Source organism: Achromobacter seleniivolatilans (assembly GCF_030864005.1).
Classification (GTDB): domain Bacteria; phylum Pseudomonadota; class Gammaproteobacteria; order Burkholderiales; family Burkholderiaceae_B; genus Achromobacter; species Achromobacter seleniivolatilans.
Genome location: NZ_CP132976.1, coordinates 465,258 through 486,161 on the forward strand (window position 1 = coordinate 465,258; position 20,904 = coordinate 486,161).

Consider the following 20,904-nt stretch of genomic DNA (forward strand, 5'->3'; position numbering starts at 1 on the left):
GCCGCAAGCATGGCGGCGCAAGGTTGACGGCCACTGTAGCGAGCGTGTTTGCGGGCGTCAATGCGGAATGGCCGCAGGGTTGCGGCCATAGCCCAGACGGCGGGATGGTTCCTAAGCGTTCAGCGCGAACTCCATGCCCGTGTAGTCGGGTGCAATTTGCACGGCGCCCGATGCCAGGCGGCCGGACCATTCGTCCAGTGTCTGGCGTTCTTCCGCGCTGACTTTCGCGCCCAGCACCAGGCGCAGGCTTGCCGCCTGTTCCAATCCAAAGCGGGTGATCTTGCCAACCGTCAACGCTCCGGCGGCGTGGTCGGCGGCGGCGCGTTCAACGCACAAGCCTGAATCGGCCAGCGCCGACGCCAGGTAGACCTGCGGGTCGCGGGCCACCCAATCAAGCACATTGCCAATCTGCCATACCCCCGTCTCCCGGCAGGTGCGCGTTACGCCGTCGCGGCCGCCGTCCATCATGGCGAACACCACGCGCGCGTCTCGCACGGCCAGCGCCCGCGTCCACTTCGCGCCCAAGTCCGGGTCGTGCTGATTACCGCAAAAAGCAGTAAGAGGATCTTGTCCGGTCACGCGCCGCACCCCATCCGCGTAAGCGGCGCGGCCCTTTAACCCTGGGCGTACGCGTTCACCGGACAAGTGGGCGGCGCGGCCGTTGCCAGCCCGAACGCCGGCCAGAATACCGGCCAGAAAAGCAGAGTGCTCTTGCAAGATTTCGTAGGACGCGACATTGGAGGCCGTGTGATGGCCCTGGGTGATGGCGAACTGGGTGCGGGGAAAGCGCGGCGCGACTTCGGCAACTGGCACATCCCCTTGGCCGCCATGCACGATGACCAGGTCCGGCTGGTTCGCGCACAACTGTGTCAGGCGAACGGCGCGCGCCGCTGCGTCGTTTTCGGCAATCCACTCCACTTGCAGCGTGTGGCCCGCTTGCGCGGCGCGTTGCGCACCTTCTACGGCGGCTTCGTTAAAGCCGCCTTTGCCCGCATGGCCGAACAAGACAAGGATGCGGCGGGCGCTCACAGGCTGGCTCCGGTCGCGCGCACGACCGGGCCCCAGGCGTCAGCCTGCGAGCGCACAAAGTCGGTGAATTCGTCCGGTGATTTCTGCGCCAGCACAAAACCCTGGCCCTCAAGCTTGGCGCGGATGTCGGCCGTGCTCAACACTTGCGCAACCTCGACGTTCAAACGCTGCGTAACGGTATCCGGCAATCCTGCCGGACCAGACAGACCAATGAAATTCTCTGCCACCAGCCCCGGGTAACCCAGTTCGCCCACAGCGGGAATGCCGGGCGCTTGGGGCACCCGTTGTTGCGTTGTGACGGCCAGCAGGCGCAATTGGCCCGATTGCAGGAAGGGCAGATTCTGCGGCAAGGCATCGACCGCAAAGCGGATCTGCCCGCCCAGCAAGTCGTTGCGCATGGCGCCAGAACCTTTGTACGGGATGTGTTGCAACGGCGCGCCCGTCTGCCGTGAATACAGTTCTCCCACGATCTGCCCCACAGATGCGAGGCCACCGCTGCCGTACTGTACCGGCGCATCTTGCGCCTTGATCCAGGCGGTCAGTTGAGCAAAGTCCGACACGGGTACCGACGGGTGGACAACAAACACCGTGGGCACGGCGCCGATGTACGCAACGTGCTTGAAACTCTTGATGGCGTCGTAGCCGCCATGAGGCATCAGCGCGGGAGAGATCGACAACGGGGCTGAATTCGACATCAGCAAGGTGTAGCCGTCCGCTGGCGCCTGGGCCACCAGACTGGCGCCGATGGTGGACCCCGCGCCCGGCTTGTTTTCGATGACGATGGCCTGCCCTAGCCGTTCGGCAAGCGCGGGCGCGATGATGCGCGCGGCAATATCACTGGCGCCACCGGGCGGGAAGGTGACGACCAGCCGGATAGGGCGGTCCGGCCAGACCGATGCGCGTCCGATGCGGGGCCGTGCCAATGGCAGCGCCAAAGCGCTGGCAAGCATGAATTTGCGTCGGGAGATAGGCATGGCGTGTTTTTCTACAAGGCAGCCGCGTACACGGCAAAGGGGCGTAATGTAGAAAACCATGCAACGGCTGACAAAGATTTTGTAGCCGTTTGCTTATACCCGCCGCGAGCGCCGCGGCGGGTTCGGGTCAGGCGATGATCAGCTGCCCTTCTGCGCCTTGGTCATGTAGTCGATGGTCAGGTTCGACAAGGCGCGCACGCCGTTGATCAGGCCAGACTCATCCACATAGAAGCGCGGCGAATGGTTGGGGGCGGCCTTGTCCACATCGGTGCCCTTGGGCGTCACGCCCAGGTAAAAGAACATGCCCGGCACTTTCTCCTGATAGAAAGAGAAATCCTCGGAGGCCGTCGACTTGGGTTGCAGACCGTAGTTGCCATCGCCCGCCACGCGGCGCAGGGTGGAACCCATTTGTTCGGTCAGCGCCGGGTTGTTGACGGTGGCGTTGTAGAGTTCGACCACGCGCACATCCGCCTTGGCACCCGCGCTTTGCGCGATCATTTCGGCGGTGCGAGTGATGCGCTGATGGATGTCCTTTTTCATGCCTTCGTCATACGTGCGGATGGTGCCCGTCATGGCAACACTGTCGGGCACGATGTTCATGCGGTTGCCGCCATGGATGGCGCCCACGGTGATCACGGCGGGCTCCAGCATGCTGTTGATCTGGCGGCTGGGAATGGTCTGCAAGCCCAGGATGATCTGCGAACTGACGACGATAGGATCAATGCCGGACCACGGACGCGCGCCGTGTGTTTGCTTGCCGGTCACGTCGATCCAGAACTGGTCGGCGGCGGCCATCGCCGGGCCGCTGCGCCACGACAACCAGCCTGCCGGATAGGCGCTGGATACGTGCAAGCCAAAGATGGCGTCCACCTTGGGATTTTCCAGCACCCCTTCCTGCACCATCATCTTGGCGCCCCAGATCTTCTTGCCGTCGGGTTCGAAGTCGGCCGGGCTTTCCTCGGCGGGCTGGAAGATGAATTTCACGCTGCCGGGCAATTGATCCTTCATGCCGGCAAGCACTTCGGCCGTGGCCATCAAGATGGCGGTGTGCGTGTCGTGGCCGCAGGCGTGCATCACGTCCACTTCCTTGCCCAGATACGTGCCGCGCGCCTTGGAGGCGAACGGCACGTCTACCTGTTCCTTGACGGGCAGGGCGTCCATGTCGGCCCGCAGCGCTACGACCGGACCCGGCTTGCCGCCTTTGAGCACGGCGACCACGCCCGTGCCGGCGACGCCCGTTTTGACTTCCATGCCCAGCGCGCGCAGGTGGTCTGCCACCAGCTTGGACGTGCGCGTTTCCTGGTTGCCGAGTTCGGGATGTTGATGGATGTCGCGTCGCCAGGCGATGAGCTTGTCTTCAATGGCCCGGGCGCGCTGGTCGATCTGTTCAGACAGGGCCGGGTTGGGCGCGGGGGCCAGCGGACCTTGTGTGCCCGGTGCGCCTTGCGCGGCGGCGGGACCCGCCATCAGCAGGTGAGCGGCCAGCGCCAGCGGGGCCAGGCGGAATAGGGTGTTACGGCGTTGCATTGTCTTCTCCTCTTGGTTGTTAACCTGTTATTGGACGAGGATCTTACCGAAGCCGCGCGCCGCCGGCACGTTTGTTACGGATGCTTAATTTAGGCGCGATTTGATTCCGAAGCGTGGAATTTCTTGCGCTGTGAAAACGAAAAAAAAGCCAGACGCTCGAAGGGCGCTGGCTTTCACGAATCGCGTGCTGAAGACCGACGGGATCAGCAATAGACGCCGCTGGCTTGCAAAGCTCTTTTACTTTGCTATCCGCGCATCCAGGCTGTTGTCGGCCAACGCCTGGGCCTGGGCCTGCGACATGCCCAGGTGCTCGTATAGTGCGTGGAAATTCTCGTTTACGTACCCGCCAAAGTAGGCCGGGTCGTCCGAATTGACCGTCACTTTTACGCCTGCGTCCAGCAACGAAAGAATGTTGTGATCGCGCATGTGTTCAAACACTCGCAGGCGCGTATTGGACAAAGGGCATACGGTCAGCGGGATCTGTTCATCGATGATGCGGGCGATCAGCTTGGGGTCTTCAGCAGCGCGCACACCGTGGTCAATGCGCAGTACCTTCAGCAGATCGAGCGCTTCCCAGATGTACTCGGGCGGGCCTTCTTCACCCGCATGGGCAACGGCGGGCAATCCTTCAGCGCGCGCGCGGTCGAATACGCGCTGGAACAGGCGGGGCGGGAAACCTTTTTCGCTGCTGTCCAGGCCGACTGCGATGAATGCGTCGCGAAAGGGCAGGGCTTCGTCGAGCGTGCGCATTGCCTGTTCTTCCGGCAGATGGCGCAGAAAGCTCAGGATCAGGCCGCTGGTTACGCCCAGCTTCTTGCGGCCGTCTTCCAGCGCCTGACTGATGCCGTTGAGCACAACGGCAAAGGGCACGCCGCGATCGGTATGGGTCTGGGGATCAAAAAAAGGTTCGGTGTGGACCACGTTTTGCTCGTGGCACTTCACCAGATAGTCCCATGTCAGATCATAGAAATCCTGTTCAGTGCGCAGCACATTGGCGCCCATGTAGTACAGGTCCAGGAACTCTTGAAGATTGCCGTAGTTATAGGCGCCGCGCAGCGCATCGATGTCGGGCCATGGGAGCGCTACGCCATTGCGCTGGGCAAGGCGGAAAAGCAGCTCAGGTTCAAGCGAGCCCTCCAGATGCAGGTGCAATTCAGCTTTGGGCAATGCGTTGAGCCAGTCGTACATGGGTGCTCCGATAAAAATTAATGCGTAACCAAGATGATGCCTTGCGCGTCTGCCCTGGGCGGGGCAGCGGCAATGGGCCGATTATTGTCTCCCGCCGGTCGCTTGGCAACGTAGGGGCGGGATTCGGATATAGTTCGTCGCCGGGCGCGACTGGCGCGCTACGGCGCAAGCCAGCGGTGTTGGCCCCGGTCCGGCAATGGAGAGAAGCAGCCATGAATTCTGTATCTGGCGTGTTCCCGCGCAATCGTTCACGGATGGCCCGTCTGGCTGGCTGCGCCTTGCTGGCCTTGTCCGTGAGCGCCTGCGGAGTTTCCAAGGTAGACGAGGTCTCTGTCGCCTGGCCGGGGTTCAAGGATGGGCAGCCCGTGGTCTTGCCATCCGACCCCGCGCAATGCCCGGACCTGACAGGCGTCTATCAAGCCACAGGAGTTTACCGGTCTGGCGACAAGCAGGCAGTGACGCTGAAGGACTTGCGCTTCTTTATGACGCATGCGCTGGCGCTTTCCGGCATGGGCGACACGCCTTTGCCGGAATGGCAATCCTCGCCCCAGGCGACGGTGGCGTTTACGCCCGGCGAGCAGGCCTGGAACCTTCTGGCGCAAGACGGCAACGGCGCGCGCTCGGCCGGAAAATTTCCCTTGCTGAACGGGCAGGAAGATCTTGCCGGACTGAAAGGCGTAGCCGACAGCCGATTGCTGGGCGGGACGCATCGTTACACGGGCTGCACGCAAGGCCGGTTGTGGATCAGTGTGCGGTATGACTGGCGGCAATATGAGTCCATGGGCGTGACTCGCCACGTAGCGATGTTCCGTCCTGATGCGGGCGGGCTGCTGGTGACCGTGCAGCGCGAATCGGACAGCATTGGCTTGCTGCCTTGGTATTCCAACGACAGCACGCTATCTCAGTACTGGTACGCGCCGGCGGCGCACTGACCGTGGCGCCGGCGCCAACGGAGACGGCCTGCTGACCGCCGCCGCGCTTTTGTCGAACTCATTGCCGCTACGGCTGCAACCCTATATTTGCTTTATGACTCGTAAACACTTGTTCGTCTGGACCGTCTGTTTTGTCTTTTTTGCCGTGATGATTGCGCTGTTCTGGCGCCATCAGTTCGCGCATACCCCGCCTTCGTTGCGCGACCAGATTGTCGATCCTGATGGGCTTGGCGTGCATATCTATGGCGAATCGCCCGCCAAGGACGGCATGGCGGACCGTGCGTTGTTGGCTGATGCCGAGCGCGGCAATCCAGGCGCTCAGTACGTTCAGGCAATGATTCTGGAGCAGGTGGACATGAAAGCCGCGTTGCGCTGGTACGAAGCCGCCGCAGCCCAAGGCTATGAAGACGCCATTGAACGATTGCGGCAACTGCGAGAGCAGGGCGGCTCGAAGTAGGATCAGACGTGGCCCCGACTCCGCTGCACGCCCGATTCGTCACAGGCCCTTTGGGTCCGCATGTGTTCGAGATGATTCTGACCGGCTGGGCCAGCATGCTCGCCGTCTTCGCGGTGGAGTTCCTGTCGTTGCTCTACCTGGGCACCTTGAAAGACGAAGCGGTGCTGGGCGCGGTGGGTTTTGGATCGATGACGCAGTTCACGATCACCTCGATCTGCATCGGCGTGACCGTGGGAGGAGCGGCCTTGGTGTCGCGCGCCTTGGGCTCGGGCGATGCGCAGGGCGCGCGCAGTCTGGCCGGGGCGTCGCTCATTCTCATGGCGGTGACGGCGCTGGCGTCTGGTGCGATTTTTCTGGCGGTGATCGGTCCGTTCACGGCTTCCATCGGCCTGGCGCCGGACGTCAGGGAACACCTGCTGCCGTACGTGCTGATCACCACGCCTTTTACCGTGTTGATGGGCATCGGCATGATGTTGTCCAACCTGTTGCGCGCCTCCGGCCGCGGCCGGCAATCCATGTGGGTCTTGCTGGCGGGCACGGCGACGGTTGCGGTGCTGGACCCGCTGGTCATCTTTGTCTTTGACGGCGGTATGGAAGGCATTGCCTGGGCCAGCGGGGCGGGGCGCCTGGCGACGGTGGCGCTCGGCACCTGGCTGGTTTTTCACAAACACCGTCTGGTCACCTGGCCTGCCAGGCACACCTTGCGCACGGAGTTGGCCGCCATCGGAAAAATCGCACTGCCCGCTGCCTTGACCACGCTGGCCACGCCCGCCGCCGTGATCTTTACCGTGTCCACTTACGCCAGCTTTGGCCCCAGCGTGATGGCCGGCGCCACCGTAGTGGACCGCGTGCTGCAACTGGCGTATTCGCTGTTCTTTGTGTTGCCCGGCGCAATCGGCCCGATTCTTGGGCAGAACCTGGGCGCGGGCGACTGGCAACGTGTGAAACAGACAATCCGGCTTACCACGCGCTGGGCGCTGATATACGGCTTTTCAGCGGCGGCGGTGCTGGCTCTGGCAGCGCCTTGGATTCCCGACCTGTTTCAGGTGACGGGACCCGGGCGTGACCTGATTATTTTCTTTTGCCGGTTCGGCAGCTTTGCCTGGGCGCTGAATGGTCTTTATTTTGTGTCGATCTCGGTATTCAATAATCTGGGATACGCCACGTACTCCACGGCGATAGGCTGGCTGCGATCTACGCTTGGAACCTTGCCCTTTGTCTGGGCAGGCGCCCATTACGGCGGGCCTGAAGGCGTGGCGCTGGGGCAAACGCTGGGGTTTGCCTTGTTCAGCTTGATTGCCATGGTGTTATGCCGGCACGTCCTGCGGGCGCCTCCCGCGATACCGTTGGCCCGAGCCCGGCAATCGTCCTGACGCATCCGATGCGTGCGATGCGGTTCGATTTCGCGGGCCGGGCGCGGTACGATCGCGGCTGACTTCGATTATTCAGGATTGCCATGCGCCAGCGTTTCATTCGCCCACGAATCGATACTTTTTCTCGCGTGTTGATCGCGGCCGCTCTTGCTGCGGCCGGGTCGGCTGCTGCGCAGGCGCAGTCGCCTGCCTCTGCAACGGGTTCGCGCACGCAGTCGCCCGCGCCGGCCCAGCCGACGCCTGCCCTGACGCCCAAGCGCAGTTTTGATGATGCCTTGCCCCCCAGAGTGGAACCGGCTGCGGCGACCGCCGCACCGGCCGCACCCGCTGCGTTGCCTCCTCAAGTGCCGGCGCAATCGACCGCTGCGCCTGCTGCGGCGCCGGTGGCTGCCCCCGCAACCGCTCCTGCCTCAGCAGCGCCGGCCGCAGCGCCTACCGTCATCGTGCCGACCGAGTTGGACACCAAGGCCTGCATTGCCAAGTTGCGCAAGGGCGCGACCGCCAACGGCCTGACCGTCGCGGACTGGGACAAATACACGGCCAACGCCAAACTGCTGCCTACCACCGTGGCCTCTGCCAAGGGTCAACCGGAAGGGCGCGAAAGCTGGTGGGACTACATTGCCAAGACCGTGGACGATGAACGCGTCAACGACGGCCGCGCGGTAATGAAGAAGGTAGGCCCGCAATTGGCCACAATCAGCCAGCAGTATCAAGTCGATCCGGCCACCCTGGTCGCCATTTTTGGCATCGAAACCAACTACGGCCGCCAGATCGGCAAGACCAATGTGTTGGATGCCTGGCTGACCCGCGCCTGCACGGAAAACAAGCCGTTGTGGGAAAAGAACGCCTACGCGTCGGTGCGCCTGTTACGCGACGGCACGGTGCCGGCAGACACTTTTGTCGGCTCCTGGAGCGGCGCTTTCGGTATGACGCAGTTCATTCCGACTTCGTTCTATGAGTTGGCGGCCGATGGCGACGGCGATGGCCGTATTGACCTCTACAACTCGCTGCCCGATGCGCTGGCGTCCACGGCCAATCACTTGCGCAAGCGCCGTGCCAAATGGACCCATGGCCTGCCAGCCGTAGTCGAAGTGCGTGTGCCTGCAGAACTGGCCGCGGCGATCCCGCCGGAACCCGATGCGGAATACGTGGGTTCGCAAGACCGCCGCACTATCGCGCAATGGGCGCAGGCTGGCTTGAAGCAAGGCGATGGTTCGGTGCTGAAGCTGCCTTCGGGCAATGATGAACAAGCCTACTTGTTTGCCCCGACGGGCGCCAAGGGCCCCGTGTTCCTGGCTACGGTCAATTTTGACGCCATCCTGCATTACAACCAGTCGCGCCGTTATGGCTTGGCGGTGTCTTTGCTGCTGAACCGTTTGCAGGGCCGCCCCGGCATCATTGCCGCCTGGCCCACGGACGACCCGGGTTTGTCGCGCGCCGAGATCAAGGAGCTTCAGGAACAACTCTACGGCCGCGGCTACGACATCGGCGAGGCGGACGGCATTCCTGGCGCCAAGACTCGGGATGCTGTGCGGGCCGAGCAACAAGCCCGCAATTTGCCGCAAGATGGCCGCGTGGGTAAACGCATCCTGGATGCGCTGAAGGCGGATCAACCGGTCGCGATGCGCGCTTACCCCAAATGACCGCAGACGCAGTAGCCGGCACCCAAGGGTATGGCGAGAACGCGGCGGCGCTGGCGGATCAGTACGAAAGCATCGCGTTTGCCGACGTGCATCGCGATGTCGCGCACTTGATCCCGACCGCGCCCGCGCGCATTGCCGACATCGGCGCAGGCTCGGGCCGCGATGCCGCTGCGCTGGCGCGTATGGGCCATGCCGTGGTGGCGGCAGAGCCCACGCCTGAACTACGCCAGGAGGGCCAGCGCCGGCACGCGCTGCCCAATCTGGCGTGGACGGACGATGCCTTGCCCGGCCTGTCTGGCCTGCGCGAACAGGGGCGCCAGTTTGACGTCATTATGCTGACGGCGGTGTGGATGCACCTGGATGCCGCCGAACGGACCGAAAGCATGGCCAGTCTGGCTGCGCTTTTGGCCCCGCAGGGCAGGGTCCTGATGTCCTTGCGGCATGGGCCGGTGCCTGCCGGGCGGCGCATGTTCAACGTGTCGGCCGAAGAGACCATTGAACTCGCCGCGGCCCATGGTCTATCCCGCCTGCACCTGAGCACCCGTGAAGACATGCTGGATCGTGCCGACGTCCACTGGAGTTTTCTGGGCTTGCAGCGCGGCTGATGCGCAGCGGCGGCTGGCCGCCGCTATGATGGAGCCATCGTCCCGTCATTGATCCGTTTGATATGCCGCACGCAGTCCTTCCCGATATGTTTCTGACGTCCCGCCTTCGCGCCCAGCGGATGGCGCAGACGCACCTGCCTTTCATCACTCGGATGCATGCAAACGTCGATCTGATGCAAACCATGGGGGGCACGCGCGATGCCGCCGCCAGCCGTTTGTACGTGGCGCAAAACGTCTCGCATTGGTCTGAATTCGGCTACGGTATGTACGTTATCGGCGATCGGCAGACCGGACTGTTAGCGGGCCGCGCGGGCTTGAAGTACACGCCGTTTGGAGACCTCGGCGCCATAGAGCTGGCTTATGCGCTGCACCCGGATTGCTGGGGCCAGGGATACGCGCAGGAGATTGCTTGCGCGTTGATCGATCTGGGTTTTCAGCGCTTGCCGGTGGATGTGCTGGCGGCGGTAGCGGTGGACTCCAATGCCGCCTCCCGCCGTGTCATAGAAAAGACCGGCCTGCGGTATGTGGGGTCATCGGATGATGGCGTGACGCTCAAAGTGCGCTATGAAATCCGCCGCGACGACTGGCGTCTCCGGCAAGGCCAAACGGCCGATCAGCGCTAACATTCACCCATGAGTACGAACACAATTCCGGACGATGATCCGCCGCCCGTCCCGCCAGAACGCCCCGCGCCAGAAGAATGCTGCAACAGCGGCTGCATCCCCTGCGTCTATGACCGTTACGAAGAAGAGATGGAGCTGTACCGGGATGCCCTGAAAGCCTGGCGCGCCCGCAAAGCCCCGGCGAAGCCGTAACCGCGTATTCGACGCCCGCGTATGCGTATGGGATCGGTGCAGCGCGAGCGATCCGTCATCTGGACCACGCACATCACCAATCAGCCAGCCAGCTTCATGTGGATGATTGGGAACGGGCGGCCGGAATCGTCATAGGCCGAGCGGCCGACGTCTTCGAAACCATAGTGTTTGTAGAACCCGTGGGCCTGCGGGTTCTGCTCGTTCACGTCTACCAATAGCGTGCCGTGCAGCGAACGGGCAAAGTTCAGCAGCCGGCGGCCGGCGCCTTTGCCGCGCTTGTTCGCGTCCACAAACAGCATTTCGACTTTATTGCCTGTCAAACCCATGAAGCCGGCGACTTCGCCGGCATCGTCCTCACAGACCCAGACCCGTACGGAAGGCAGATAGGTATTCAGCACTTGCGGGTACATCGCCTGGATTTCCTTTTCCGTCAGGAACGTGTGGGTTGCACGAACCGAACGAAGCCAGATGTCCACCAGGGCAAGGTCGTCGCCGTGGTTGCGTTCTCGGATATTCATTTTCTTATTGATTGTGTTTGTCGAAAGCCGCCGCGGTCCTTAACCGCTGGATTGCTGATGGTGTTCAGAGCCCCGAACGGTAAAGATCGGTTGCAGCCAGAACGGTCTCCATCTGCACAGTATGCGCGAAAACAAAGCGGTCGCCGTAGACCGTTTCATCCGGAAACTCCGAAATCAACGCCAACGGCAATTCTTCGCGATCGCTCTCCGTAATTTGCACTGGAATGCCGTTCATGACGTCGAAGCCAGATTCGAGTGCGTGCGCGTGAAAGAGTTCCAGCTGGCGCGCATTGAATTCCACCAGGCCGGGCACATTGCGGGCCAGCCGGGCGGTAACGCCTTCGATCAGGCGGCGGGCGCGTTCGCTCCACCCCGGATGGTGGCGCAGCACCAGAAAGAAGCCCTTGGGAATCGTCCACAACTCAAAATGACGGGGCAGGTAGCCCGACAGCGGACGCGTCCATTCATGAGCGGGATAGCCGTGCAAGTTGATATGCAATTGCGCGCCGCTGATGGCGTGCGCCTGGTGGCGGCCATCGCGTTCGAAGAAGGGCGCGTGTTCGCGATAGGCGATGTCATCGCCCAGCGCGCTGTAGCGCGAGGCATGCAGCATGTGGCGCGGATGATGTTCACGCAGCCGGTTGAACAACGCATAACCGTCAGGGTTCTCGGCTGCAATCAACGCAAAGTGCGCATTGCCGCGCGCCGCCAACGTCTGTGCGGCGCGCAGCGCGCCCACAACGCCCGACGTTTCGTTGGCGTGCTGCGCACCCGAGATGAAAACGGCGGGTCCGGCGCCGCGCACATAGGTACCCAGCACCGGGCGGCCTTGACGCGATATGGCTTGAAAATCGTCGCCGCCAAAGGCTGCCATGCAGCCGGCAATCTGCCCTGCGGACAAAGGCTCGCGCCGTTCTGCCAGCGGGCCGTCCAGTGCTGCCGGCACAACGGTCTGCGGCGGATCGAACGGTTCCAGTGAAATCTGCACGCGAGCCGCGCCATCATGGCGGCGGATATCGGGAATGATCTGGCCGGGTTGCAATCCGCGGTCACCAGACGGGCGGCCGGAATGGTGCTGAAAATGTTCCAGCAGCGAGAAATACACGTCTTCGTGCAGCGCTTCGAATGTGCTGACGATCTCTTCGTCTACCGGCAGGGCGAAGTCCATGCCCGGCAGGTCTACGCGGATTTCCAGGCGGTCGAAGTAGGGCTCGTGCGCGCCCCAGGCGTGATTGCGCACCGTGTCCACGATGCTGCGGAAGACCTGCTGGTATTCCGTGGCTTGGGCGCCATCCGTCTGGACTGCGCCTTCGGCGTCTTTCACGCGCAGCCAGCCGGTGGGCGATAGTTCGGGCGTGCCGTCCTGAGCGTGGCCAAGCTGGTTGGGCGCAAAGACCCGGCTGTCCAGTTTGCGGCCATCGGCGTAGGTAAGGCTGACGTCATAATGCAGGTCGGACGCGCCTGCCTGCATCACTACACGCACCCCTTCCAGCAGAGCAACCAGCGGATAGGCTTCCAGCGTGAAGCGCTTGGCCTGGGCGTGTTCATGCAGCGGGTAACGAACCACAGCCGACACCAGCCCCTCGCGTTCGACCTCTTCCAGGAAAAAGTGAACCAGCGGTTTATAGGCGCTGCGAAATTTTGCGGCGACACCGGCCTGCGCCAGCCGGGCCTCCGCTGCGCGGCGGGCGTCCACGCCTTCAAACAGCCAGCCTTCAACGGCTGCGCCGCGCCAGGCGGGCGCCATGTAAGCGTGCGTCCAGGCATCCAGCGTGCGATCGAATGTTTTTTCCAGCAAAGACATGCTCAGTATTCCTTCGGGCTGAATGTAGTAGCCGCTCAAGAGATAAATGCCCCTTCCGGGGCATTTGCTTCTTACACTTTTCCGGTGGGGTCCAGGCGATCACGCAGCCAGTCGCCCAGCAGGTTCAGGCCCAACACGGTCAACATAATGGCCAGTCCGGGAAATACACTGACCCACCATGCCGTCTGCATATACGTGCGTCCATCGGCAAGCATACCGCCCCAGCTTGGAATCATGGGGTCCACGCCCAGCCCCAGAAAGGTCAGGCTGCTTTCCAGCAGGATGTTGTTGGCCACGTTGAGCGTCATCAGGATGACCAGCGGGCCCAGCAGGTTGGGCACGATGTGGTGGCGGATCATGGCCAGGTCACGCACGCCGAATGCGCGGGCGGCCAGAACAAATTCACGTTCACGCAGCGCCAGCACTTGTGCTCGCACCAGACGCGCATATTGCACCCATTGCGACACGATCATGAAGAAGATCACGTTGTACAAACCGCCGCCCAGAATGGCGATGAACGTGATGGCCACCAGGATGAACGGCAGCGCCAGTTGCACGTCGGCAAAGCGCATCACGATCATGTCCCAGAAGCCGCGGTAGTAGCCGGCGATAAGCCCCATGATGATGCCCAGCAGCGCGCCGCCTATGACGGACGCAAAGCCCACCGTCAACGAAATCTTGCCGCCGACGATCACGCGGGCCAGCACATCTCGCCCTAGCGGGTCCGTGCCAAAGGGATGCGCGGACGACGAGAACGGCGCCATCAGGCGCGCCGCCAGGTCCATGGATTCGCCGCCATCCGGGAACAGCCAGCCGGAAGTCAGCACCAGCAGAATCATGATGCCCGTCAACACCGCGCCCAGTATAAATTCCAGGGAGCGGTAGCGGCTGCGCGGCTTGAAAGGCTTGGGAGCGGCGGCGGTAGGAGTGGTTGTCTGCATAAGGCTTACCGCGTGCGGATACGGGGATCGACGATGCCATAGGCGATGTCGACGATCAGGTTGACCAGGACAATGACGGTGGCCAGCACGGTGACCGTGCCTTGCAGCACCGGATAGTCGCGTCCGGAAATGGCGTCAAACGCCAAGGTGCCAAGTCCCGGCCAGTTAAAGACCATTTCAATCACGACGATGCCGCCGATCAGGCCGCCGAATTGCAGGCCCAGATACGTAATGAGCGGAATCGCGCAATTGCGCAGCGCATGCTTGTACAGCACCACGCGCTCTTTCAAACCCTTGCTGCGCGCCACCATGATGTACTGCGCCGACAGCGTTTCCAGCATGGTGGTGCGCACCAGGCGAATGTTGGTAGCGCTAAGAATGATGGCCATCGTCAAGGACGGCAGCACCAGGCTGGCCGGCCCGCTCCAGCCTGACGGCGGCAACAGCGGGAAGGTGATCGACAGCAGCAGCACCAGCATCAGCGCCAGCCAGAAGTTGGGAAACGACAGTCCCACCAGCGACAAAATGCGGATAGCCTGATCCGTAGACTTGCCGCGCTTGATGGCCGCCTGGATGCCCAGCGGCAGCGAGATCAGGATAGAGGCGATCAGCGACGTGAAGGCCAGCATCAGGGTTGCGGGCAGCGCATCGCCGATCAGCTTGGCGACAGACGTGCCGCCCATGAAGCTGCGGCCGAAGTCGCCGTGCAACAAGCCCTGCATGTAAGACAAATATTGTTCGTGGAACGGGCGGTTCAAGCCCAGCGCCTGGCGGATATTGGCCAGGTCTTGTTCAGTGACGCTGCCCGAGCCCTGGCTGAGCATCAGCGCGGGGTCGCCGGTCAGGCGCACGGCATAAGAGACAAGCAGTGTTACGGCGACAATCACGAAGACGGCCTGCAACACGCGTTTAATGAGAAATCCGGTCATAATGCGCCGCCCCGGCTTGCGCCGGGACAGGTCGGTGATGTTAATGCTGCAACAGGCATCGCTCTAGCGGGATGCCGCGGAGCCGGCGAGCCGGTCCGCAGGCATGTCCCCGGGGTGAAGCGCGTAGCGCTTCGGCGGGAGCATCAGTCCACGCTGACGTCAAGGAAGCGGAAGCGGATGTCGCCCGGAACTTCCAGGTTCTTCACGCGCTTGTTCACACCCACGATCGTGTTCAGGCTGTACAGCGGCAGTTCCAGCGCTTGGTCGGCGACGTAGCCGGCGATTTCCTGCAACATGGCTTCGCGCTTCTTCACGTCATAGACGGTGCGTTGCGCTTCCAGCATGCCGTTGAGCTTGGTGTCGTTGTCATACGGGTTCCACTTCTGGCCCGTGTGATACATCAGGTAGGCCGTGTTGTCGTAGTCATACGTCCAGCCGCCCCATTGGTTCTGCCACATCTCGCCCGTCTTGCCGCCGGGGATGATGTCGTTGAGCAGCACGCCGGTTTCATACGGCTTGATGGTTGCGCGCACGCCCACGCCTTGCAGATAACCCGAAACGGCTTGCGCCACTTCGCGGAAGTTCGAGTCGCTGCCGCGCACGTCGATCTGCACGGTGGCGCCCGGCTTCACGCCAGCAGCAGCCAGCAGCTTCTTGGCTTCGGCGGGATTGAAGGGCAGGGGCTTTTGTTCGGGGTTGTAGCCAAACGACTGCGGACCCTGGAAGCTGGCGATAACCTTGGCCTGACCCAGCAACAGCTGCTTGACGATGGCCTCGCGGTCCACGGCCATGATCAACGCGCGGCGCACGTCACGGTTCTGGGTAATGCCGTTCTTGGTGTTGTAGCGCAGTGCGAAAGCCACCGGGCCGCCGGTCGAGATCACGTCGGCGTTGCCGGCCTTCTTTACCGTTTCGATCAGGCCCAGCGGGATCAGCGTCGCGATGTCGATGCGGCCGGCTTGCAGCTCGGCCACCTGGGTGCCGGGTTCGCCGATGAAGCGGTAGACAACCTTGTCCAGCTTCGGCTTGCCGCCCCAGTATTCATCGTTGCGCGCGAGCGTCACGTTGACCTTGGGCTGATAGCTTTCAAACTTGAACGGGCCGGTGCCGACCGGGTTCGTGTTGAAGTTGTCTTCGCCCTTTTCCTTGATGTACTTCGGCGGCACGATCATGGCGCCGTAACCAGCCAGCTTGGTCAGCAGGACGGGGTCCGGCTGCTTCAAGATGAAGTCCACGGTGTTCTCGTCCACAACCTTGACCTCGCCGATCGAGTCGTAGTTGGACTTCTGCGGGCCCTTGGCGCCTTCTGCGCCCAACAGGCGGTCGAAGGTGAACTTCACGGCTTCAGCGTTAAAGGGTTCGCCGTTGTGGAACTTGACGCCTTCGCGCAGCTTGAAGCGCAGACGCTTGTTGTCGTCCAGGTATTCCCAGCTGGTGGCCAGACCCGGTTGCAGCTTCAGATCGGCGCCGCGCATCGTCAGACCGTCGTACAGATTGCCGCCCACCGAGCCCCAGAAGGTCACGAAGGTGTCAATCGGATCCCAGCTGCCCGGGTCCTGGTTGATGGCCACGCTAAGCGTGCCGGCGGCATGCGCGGTGGACATGACGGCGGGCAGCGCGCCGCCCAGCGCCAGAGTCAGGGCGGTGGCGGTGAAAGTGGTGCGTAAGAATTGCATGTTCGCCTCCAGGGACGGGAAATCGGGTCGGGCCGACTGAAAAAAAGGATGTACTCAAGCCGCCCGGGCCACTTGATGGCCGGGCGCGAATTCGATCAGGGGAATGATGGCGGGCTCGTCGCCAACGCGGCGCACCGGGCTGGGGATCTCGCCCTCTAGCAATGACGTATCAATATGGCGGCCGGGTTCGGCCACGGGCACTGCGGCCAGCAACTTGCGCGTGTAGGCGTGCTGCGGCGATTCGAAAACCTGCCGGCGCGTACCCAGTTCCACAATCTGGCCCAGATACAACACGGCCACGCGATGGCTGACCTTTTCCACCACGGCCATGTCATGGGTGATGAACAGGTAGGAAAGCCCGCGGTCTTTTTGCAGATCCATCAGCAGGTTCAGAATCTGCGCCTGGATGGACACATCCAGCGCCGAGACGGATTCGTCCGCGATGATCAGCTTGGGGTTGCTGGCCAGGGCGCGCGCGATACACACGCGCTGGCGCTGGCCACCCGAGAACTCATGCGGATACCGGCGCGCGTGTTCGGGCTTCAAGCCAACTTGTTCCAGCAGTTCACCCACACGGCGGGCAATCGCGTCTTCGCCTGACAAGAGGCCGTGCGTGCGGATGGGTTCTGCAATGCTGAAGGCCACGGTCTTGCGCGGGTCAAGCGACGCGTAGGGGTCCTGGAAGATGTACTGAATTTCCTGGCGCAGGCGCTGGCGGCCCGCGCTGTCCATCGAAAACACGTCCTGGCCGTTGTAGCGCACTGCGCCCGACGTTGGCGCCACCAGCTGTTGCAAGGTCTTGCCGATGGTCGACTTGCCGCTGCCGGACTCGCCCACCAGCGCCAGCGTCTCGCCGGGGTACACGTCAAAACTCACTTCTTCCACGGCGTGCACACGGTGCGTGACCCGGCCGAACAGGTTGTGGCCCACATCGAAGCGAGTCGTCAGTTTTTCGACGCGCAACACCGGTTCGTCGTAGGTGGCGGTGTCTTGCTCGCGGGTTTCGCCTACTTCACGCAGCGTATCGCCCTCCAGCACGGTTTGCGGCGTGCGCAGCGGGAGATCGCGGCCGGTCAAGCTGCCCAGACGGGGCACGGCTGCCAGCAACGCACGCGTATAGGGATGCTTGGGCGCGTTGAAAATCTCGTCAACGGTGCCTTGCTCTACCTTCTTGCCGCGCAGCATCACGACCACGTCGTCAGCCATTTCAGCCACCACGCCCATATCGTGCGTGATGAAGATAACGGCCGTGCCCAGATCGCGTTGCAGTTCGCGGATGGTGTTCAGAATCTGCGCCTGAATCGTCACGTCCAACGCGGTGGTCGGCTCGTCGGCGATCAGCAATCGCGGCTGGCAAGACAGCGCCATTGCGATCATCACGCGCTGACGCATGCCGCCGGATAGCTGATGCGGATAACGGTCCAGCAATTGTTCAGCGTCCGGCAAACGCACTTTTTCCAGCAGCTTGCGCGCGGATTGACGCGCGGCCGAGCGCGACAGTTGCTGGTGCAGCATGATCGCTTCAACGATCTGATCGCCGATCGTAAAGACCGGGTTCAGGGACGTCATCGGCTCCTGGAAGATCATGGCGATGTCGTTGCCGCGGATGGCGCGCATCTGTTCGTCGGACGCCTTGGTCAGATCGATCTCGCGATCTGCGCTGTCGCGAAACAGAATCTGGCCCGTGGCGATACGGCCGTTGCTGTAGTCGGTGAGTCGCATGATCGCCATGGACGTCACAGATTTGCCCGAGCCGGATTCCCCGACGATGGCCAGCGTTCTGCCCGGCTGTACATCGAAGTCCAGGCTGTCGACGGCGCGGAACACGCCGTTCTCGGTATTGAAATCAACCGATACGCCGCGCACGGACAAGAGCGGGATGGGCAAAGAGGCAGTAGTGCTAGACAACGTGGATTCTCACAGCGAGGTGGCGGCGCGGGCTGCCTGGTCATACAGGCCCGACAGGGCGCGCAGGGTGTTTGCCAACTGATGGCTGGCGTCGTCCGCCGCAGGGGAGTCGATGAACGGTTTAACGAGGCATTGCTCGCGCACTTCGGCGTAGCGCTGAATGGCGGCAGCGCCCTCGTCGGTCGTGGTGTAGATCACTTCCTTGCCCGTCTTGGCGCTTTGCACAACGCCCAGGCGTTCCAGCTTCTTCAGCGAATAGTTCACCAGATGCGTGTCTTCGACATTCAGCGTAAAGCAGATGTCGGCCAGTTTCTTGCCGCGTCCACGATGAAACACGTGGTTGAGCACCAGGATGTCCAACGAGGTCAGTTCGGGCAAGCCCGCACAGGCCATGCAACGGACCATCCAGCGGTTAAACGCATGGGACGCGATGATCAAGCCGAACTCGACCTCGGACAGCTCCGGGGCGGACGAGGCAAGGTGGGATGAGGAAACTATGGCGTCCCGGACGGATACAGGCATGGGCTAGGCAGGATGGGGGACGGATCGACGACAAATCGTTGGCGAATTATTGACGATTTGTTGTTATGGAGGCATTCGGGATAACCCGGGGAAATAAGCACAGGCCTATATTGCATATGGCCGGCGGGATCGTTGCAGCGTTGAGGAAAATTCTCAGGAAAATCCGAAATTTAGGATCCATCTGATTTCTTATTCGCCCAAGTTCTTTTAAATTTTGTCGCGAAGCCGCCCACATAAAAGGACACAAATTGTTATATAAGTCTGTCTTGTGGCAAAATAAGTAACTATAAATATCAAAAATAGACAAAGCACAGCGGTTTTAGCAGCGAGACACACGAATGGAAGTTGCTTTTAGCGGGCGGGGCATGGTCCTGGCAGCAGTCGTCTTCATGGCCTCGGCGGGAGCCGCATTTGCGCAGCCTTTACCTGATGGCGGGCGCGCCGCCGAGATTCAGCGCAGGCAGGAACAAGAAATTGATGCGCAGCGGCAACGGGCCGCCGAACGTCCCGACGTGCTGACTCCCGAAGCCAAGTCAGGCACCCAAACCCTGCAATTGCCGGTCGAAACCCCGTGCTTTGTTATCAAACAACTCGTTTGGGACGGCGCCCAGCCTCCCGCATTTATCGCGGAAGCCAGCGGTGCGGTGGTGGATCAATGTGTGGGCGCGCAAGGGTTGCGTGCACTACAGGAATATCTGACCGGTCAACTGATCGACAGCGGCAGGGTGACCGCCCGGTTGCTGGTTCCTGAGCAATCATTGGCTGCGGGCACACTGACGCTGCGTTATGTGCCGGGACGTATTTCCGGGGTGAAAGGCGAAGACACCGTCGGCTGGTGGCGAACAGCGGTGCCCACAGGCGCGGGCGGCGAGTTGAACCAGCGCGATCTGGATCAGGCGTTGGAGAACATCCGCCGTCTGGCCGGTCAGTCAGACGCAGCAATCGACGTTGCACCCGGCCCCGAGCTGGGGGATTCTGACATCGTCATTCGCCCAGGCACCGGCAAACGCTGGCATGGGTATATCGGTGGCGACAACGGCGGCATGGAGTCCATCGGCAAATACCAGGTCAACGCCGGGCTGACGCTGGATTCCCCGTTGTTCCTGTACGACCAGCTATCCGTGTCCTGGAATAGCAATGCTCGCTGGCGGGATTCCACTTCCAACACGCGTGCGGCATCCATCAACTACAGCATTCCGTTTGGCTACTGGATGTTCTTTGCCGGCGCCAGCAAATCCACCTATCGGCAAACGGTGGCGGGTTTTGAAGACCCCATCGTGTACGGCGGCACCACCAAACAAGTGCAGGCGGGCGTGTCCGTCGTGCCCTATCGAGGTACTGCCTACAAGGGCAATGCGTCGTTCACGTTGCTGCGCAAGCGCACGGACAGCACGCTGAATGATGTGCCCATCGATGTGCAGCGCCGCGATGTGACGGGCTACGAGTTCAGCTACAGCCATCGCCAATATCTGGGGCAGTCGGTGCTGGACGTGGGCGGCGGTGTGCGTGGCACCTTGCCGCATTATTCCGATCAGCCCGGTTACGTCTATGGCGACCCCGATTGGAATGGCCGCAGCACCATCTACACCGCCAACGTGGGTGTCTACGTGCCATTCAAGGTGTTGGAGCAGCCCTTTGCGTATCAGGGCAACTGGCAGATCCAGCACGCCAAGACTGCCGTCGTGCCGGCTGACTACTTCACTATCGGCAACCGCTACGCGGTGCGTGGCTTTGATGGCCAGATGACGTTGGCCGCTGAAGATGGATGGTCCTTGCGCAACGATCTTTCGCTGAATCTGGAACGCCTGACAGGCTTGCCCGGGCAGCAGCTCTACACCGGCGTCGATGTCGGCCGTGTAGGGGGTCCATCTGCCGCATTCCTCTCTGGACGCACGCTGGTTGGCGCCGTTGCCGGATTGCGTGGCCGCTTCTCCATCCCTTACGTCAACGCCAGCTATGACCTGTCAGCCGGCTGGCCCTTGAAAAAACCTGAATCTTTGAAGACCTCATCCACCGTGTTTGCCATGGTCGTGATGCTGGAGTTTTAACGGCCCGCGCCAGCG

19 protein-coding genes are annotated in these 20,904 nt (G+C 62.1%); 8 read left to right on the plus strand and 11 right to left on the minus strand.

From position 1 onward, the window contains the following. Positions 1-111: 111 nt before the first annotated feature. The 4 genes from RAS12_RS02140 to RAS12_RS02155 form a co-directional block, all read right to left on the minus strand. Positions 112-1,029 (minus strand): BMP family ABC transporter substrate-binding protein, encoded by a 918-nt coding sequence (locus RAS12_RS02140; protein WP_306944854.1) that lies wholly within the window; start codon positions 1,027-1,029, stop codon positions 112-114. After that, on the minus strand, positions 1,026-2,003 hold the full coding sequence (locus RAS12_RS02145; RefSeq protein WP_306944855.1) for a Bug family tripartite tricarboxylate transporter substrate binding protein: 978 nt from the start codon (positions 2,001-2,003) through the stop codon (positions 1,026-1,028). The genes RAS12_RS02140 and RAS12_RS02145 overlap by 4 nt, the downstream gene beginning before the upstream one ends. Before the next feature lie 138 nt (positions 2,004-2,141). Next, a complete protein-coding gene (locus RAS12_RS02150) occupies positions 2,142-3,530 on the minus strand; it encodes an amidohydrolase (protein ID WP_306944856.1) in 1,389 nt (462 codons plus the stop codon). A gap of 237 nt (positions 3,531-3,767) precedes the next feature. Continuing rightward, entirely contained in the window at positions 3,768-4,718 is a 951-nt protein-coding gene (locus RAS12_RS02155; RefSeq protein WP_306944857.1) for an adenosine deaminase, read from the minus strand. Positions 4,719-4,930: 212 nt separating this feature from the next. Between RAS12_RS02155 and RAS12_RS02160 the strand changes: the two genes are divergently transcribed. From RAS12_RS02160 to RAS12_RS02190, 7 genes are all read left to right on the plus strand, one after another. Next, positions 4,931-5,650: a hypothetical protein gene (locus tag RAS12_RS02160; RefSeq protein WP_306944858.1), complete on the plus strand. Its 720-nt coding sequence runs from the start codon at positions 4,931-4,933 to the stop codon at positions 5,648-5,650. 94 nt (positions 5,651-5,744) lie between these two features. Beyond that, a complete protein-coding gene (locus RAS12_RS02165; protein ID WP_306944859.1) occupies positions 5,745-6,107 on the plus strand; it encodes an SEL1-like repeat protein in 363 nt (120 codons plus the stop codon). An 8-nt stretch (positions 6,108-6,115) separates the two neighbouring features. Next, positions 6,116-7,480 (plus strand): MATE family efflux transporter, encoded by a 1,365-nt coding sequence (locus tag RAS12_RS02170; RefSeq protein ID WP_306944860.1) that lies wholly within the window; start codon positions 6,116-6,118, stop codon positions 7,478-7,480. A gap of 83 nt (positions 7,481-7,563) precedes the next feature. Further along, positions 7,564-9,123, plus strand: coding sequence for a lytic murein transglycosylase (locus RAS12_RS02175; RefSeq protein ID WP_306944861.1), 1,560 nt, complete (start codon positions 7,564-7,566; stop codon positions 9,121-9,123). Next, complete coding sequence (locus RAS12_RS02180) at positions 9,120-9,728, plus strand: class I SAM-dependent methyltransferase (protein ID WP_306944862.1); 609 nt, start codon at positions 9,120-9,122, stop codon at positions 9,726-9,728. Before RAS12_RS02175 ends, RAS12_RS02180 begins: the two co-directional genes overlap by 4 nt. A gap of 62 nt (positions 9,729-9,790) precedes the next feature. Continuing rightward, the gene (locus tag RAS12_RS02185) at positions 9,791-10,351 is read left to right on the plus strand and encodes a GNAT family N-acetyltransferase (RefSeq protein WP_306944863.1); all 561 of its coding nucleotides are present in this window, start codon (positions 9,791-9,793) and stop codon (positions 10,349-10,351) included. 9 nt (positions 10,352-10,360) lie between these two features. After that, positions 10,361-10,543 (plus strand): oxidoreductase-like domain-containing protein, encoded by a 183-nt coding sequence (locus RAS12_RS02190; RefSeq protein WP_306944864.1) that lies wholly within the window; start codon positions 10,361-10,363, stop codon positions 10,541-10,543. Positions 10,544-10,623: 80 nt separating this feature from the next. On the opposite strand, the gene RAS12_RS02195 is transcribed toward RAS12_RS02190, so the two are convergent. The 7 genes from RAS12_RS02195 to RAS12_RS02225 form a co-directional block, all read right to left on the minus strand. Further along, positions 10,624-11,061 (minus strand): acetyltransferase, encoded by a 438-nt coding sequence (locus RAS12_RS02195; RefSeq protein WP_306944865.1) that lies wholly within the window; start codon positions 11,059-11,061, stop codon positions 10,624-10,626. A 64-nt stretch (positions 11,062-11,125) separates the two neighbouring features. Then, positions 11,126-12,865, minus strand: coding sequence for a M14 family metallopeptidase (locus RAS12_RS02200; protein ID WP_306944866.1), 1,740 nt, complete (start codon positions 12,863-12,865; stop codon positions 11,126-11,128). Positions 12,866-12,936: 71 nt separating this feature from the next. Continuing rightward, positions 12,937-13,806: an ABC transporter permease gene (locus RAS12_RS02205; RefSeq protein WP_306944867.1), complete on the minus strand. Its 870-nt coding sequence runs from the start codon at positions 13,804-13,806 to the stop codon at positions 12,937-12,939. Between the two features lie 5 nt (positions 13,807-13,811). Then, a complete protein-coding gene (locus tag RAS12_RS02210; RefSeq protein ID WP_306944868.1) occupies positions 13,812-14,735 on the minus strand; it encodes an ABC transporter permease in 924 nt (307 codons plus the stop codon). A gap of 143 nt (positions 14,736-14,878) precedes the next feature. Beyond that, positions 14,879-16,411: an ABC transporter substrate-binding protein gene (locus RAS12_RS02215; protein ID WP_306944869.1), complete on the minus strand. Its 1,533-nt coding sequence runs from the start codon at positions 16,409-16,411 to the stop codon at positions 14,879-14,881. Positions 16,412-16,465: 54 nt separating this feature from the next. Further along, a complete protein-coding gene (locus RAS12_RS02220) occupies positions 16,466-18,319 on the minus strand; it encodes an ABC transporter ATP-binding protein (RefSeq protein ID WP_306944870.1) in 1,854 nt (617 codons plus the stop codon). Positions 18,320-18,328: 9 nt separating this feature from the next. Beyond that, positions 18,329-18,841: a winged helix DNA-binding protein gene (locus tag RAS12_RS02225; protein ID WP_306944871.1), complete on the minus strand. Its 513-nt coding sequence runs from the start codon at positions 18,839-18,841 to the stop codon at positions 18,329-18,331. A gap of 338 nt (positions 18,842-19,179) precedes the next feature. Here RAS12_RS02225 and RAS12_RS02230 point away from each other — a divergent pair, with 338 nt between their 5' ends. Beyond that, complete coding sequence (locus tag RAS12_RS02230) at positions 19,180-20,889, plus strand: ShlB/FhaC/HecB family hemolysin secretion/activation protein (protein WP_306944872.1); 1,710 nt, start codon at positions 19,180-19,182, stop codon at positions 20,887-20,889. Positions 20,890-20,904: the final 15 nt, after the last annotated feature.

Bases quoted from the DNA above. Each gene is read 5' to 3' on its own strand.
- RAS12_RS02145 (WP_306944855.1), bottom strand. From the start codon at position 2,003: ATGCCTATCTCCCGACGCAAATTCATGCTTGCCAGCGCTTTGGCGCTG.
- RAS12_RS02150 (WP_306944856.1), bottom strand. From the start codon at position 3,530: ATGCAACGCCGTAACACCCTATTCCGCCTGGCCCCGCTGGCGCTGGCC.
- RAS12_RS02155 (WP_306944857.1), bottom strand. From the start codon at position 4,718: ATGTACGACTGGCTCAACGCATTGCCCAAAGCTGAATTGCACCTGCAT.
- RAS12_RS02160 (WP_306944858.1), top strand. From the start codon at position 4,931: ATGAATTCTGTATCTGGCGTGTTCCCGCGCAATCGTTCACGGATGGCC.
- RAS12_RS02165 (WP_306944859.1), top strand. From the start codon at position 5,745: ATGACTCGTAAACACTTGTTCGTCTGGACCGTCTGTTTTGTCTTTTTT.
- RAS12_RS02175 (WP_306944861.1), top strand. From the start codon at position 7,564: ATGCGCCAGCGTTTCATTCGCCCACGAATCGATACTTTTTCTCGCGTG.
- RAS12_RS02180 (WP_306944862.1), top strand. From the start codon at position 9,120: ATGACCGCAGACGCAGTAGCCGGCACCCAAGGGTATGGCGAGAACGCG.
- RAS12_RS02185 (WP_306944863.1), top strand. From the start codon at position 9,791: ATGCCGCACGCAGTCCTTCCCGATATGTTTCTGACGTCCCGCCTTCGC.
- RAS12_RS02190 (WP_306944864.1), top strand. From the start codon at position 10,361: ATGAGTACGAACACAATTCCGGACGATGATCCGCCGCCCGTCCCGCCA.
- RAS12_RS02195 (WP_306944865.1), bottom strand. From the start codon at position 11,061: ATGAATATCCGAGAACGCAACCACGGCGACGACCTTGCCCTGGTGGAC.
- RAS12_RS02200 (WP_306944866.1), bottom strand. From the start codon at position 12,865: ATGTCTTTGCTGGAAAAAACATTCGATCGCACGCTGGATGCCTGGACG.
- RAS12_RS02205 (WP_306944867.1), bottom strand. From the start codon at position 13,806: ATGCAGACAACCACTCCTACCGCCGCCGCTCCCAAGCCTTTCAAGCCG.
- RAS12_RS02210 (WP_306944868.1), bottom strand. From the start codon at position 14,735: ATGACCGGATTTCTCATTAAACGCGTGTTGCAGGCCGTCTTCGTGATT.
- RAS12_RS02215 (WP_306944869.1), bottom strand. From the start codon at position 16,411: ATGCAATTCTTACGCACCACTTTCACCGCCACCGCCCTGACTCTGGCG.
- RAS12_RS02225 (WP_306944871.1), bottom strand. From the start codon at position 18,841: ATGCCTGTATCCGTCCGGGACGCCATAGTTTCCTCATCCCACCTTGCC.
- RAS12_RS02230 (WP_306944872.1), top strand. From the start codon at position 19,180: ATGGAAGTTGCTTTTAGCGGGCGGGGCATGGTCCTGGCAGCAGTCGTC.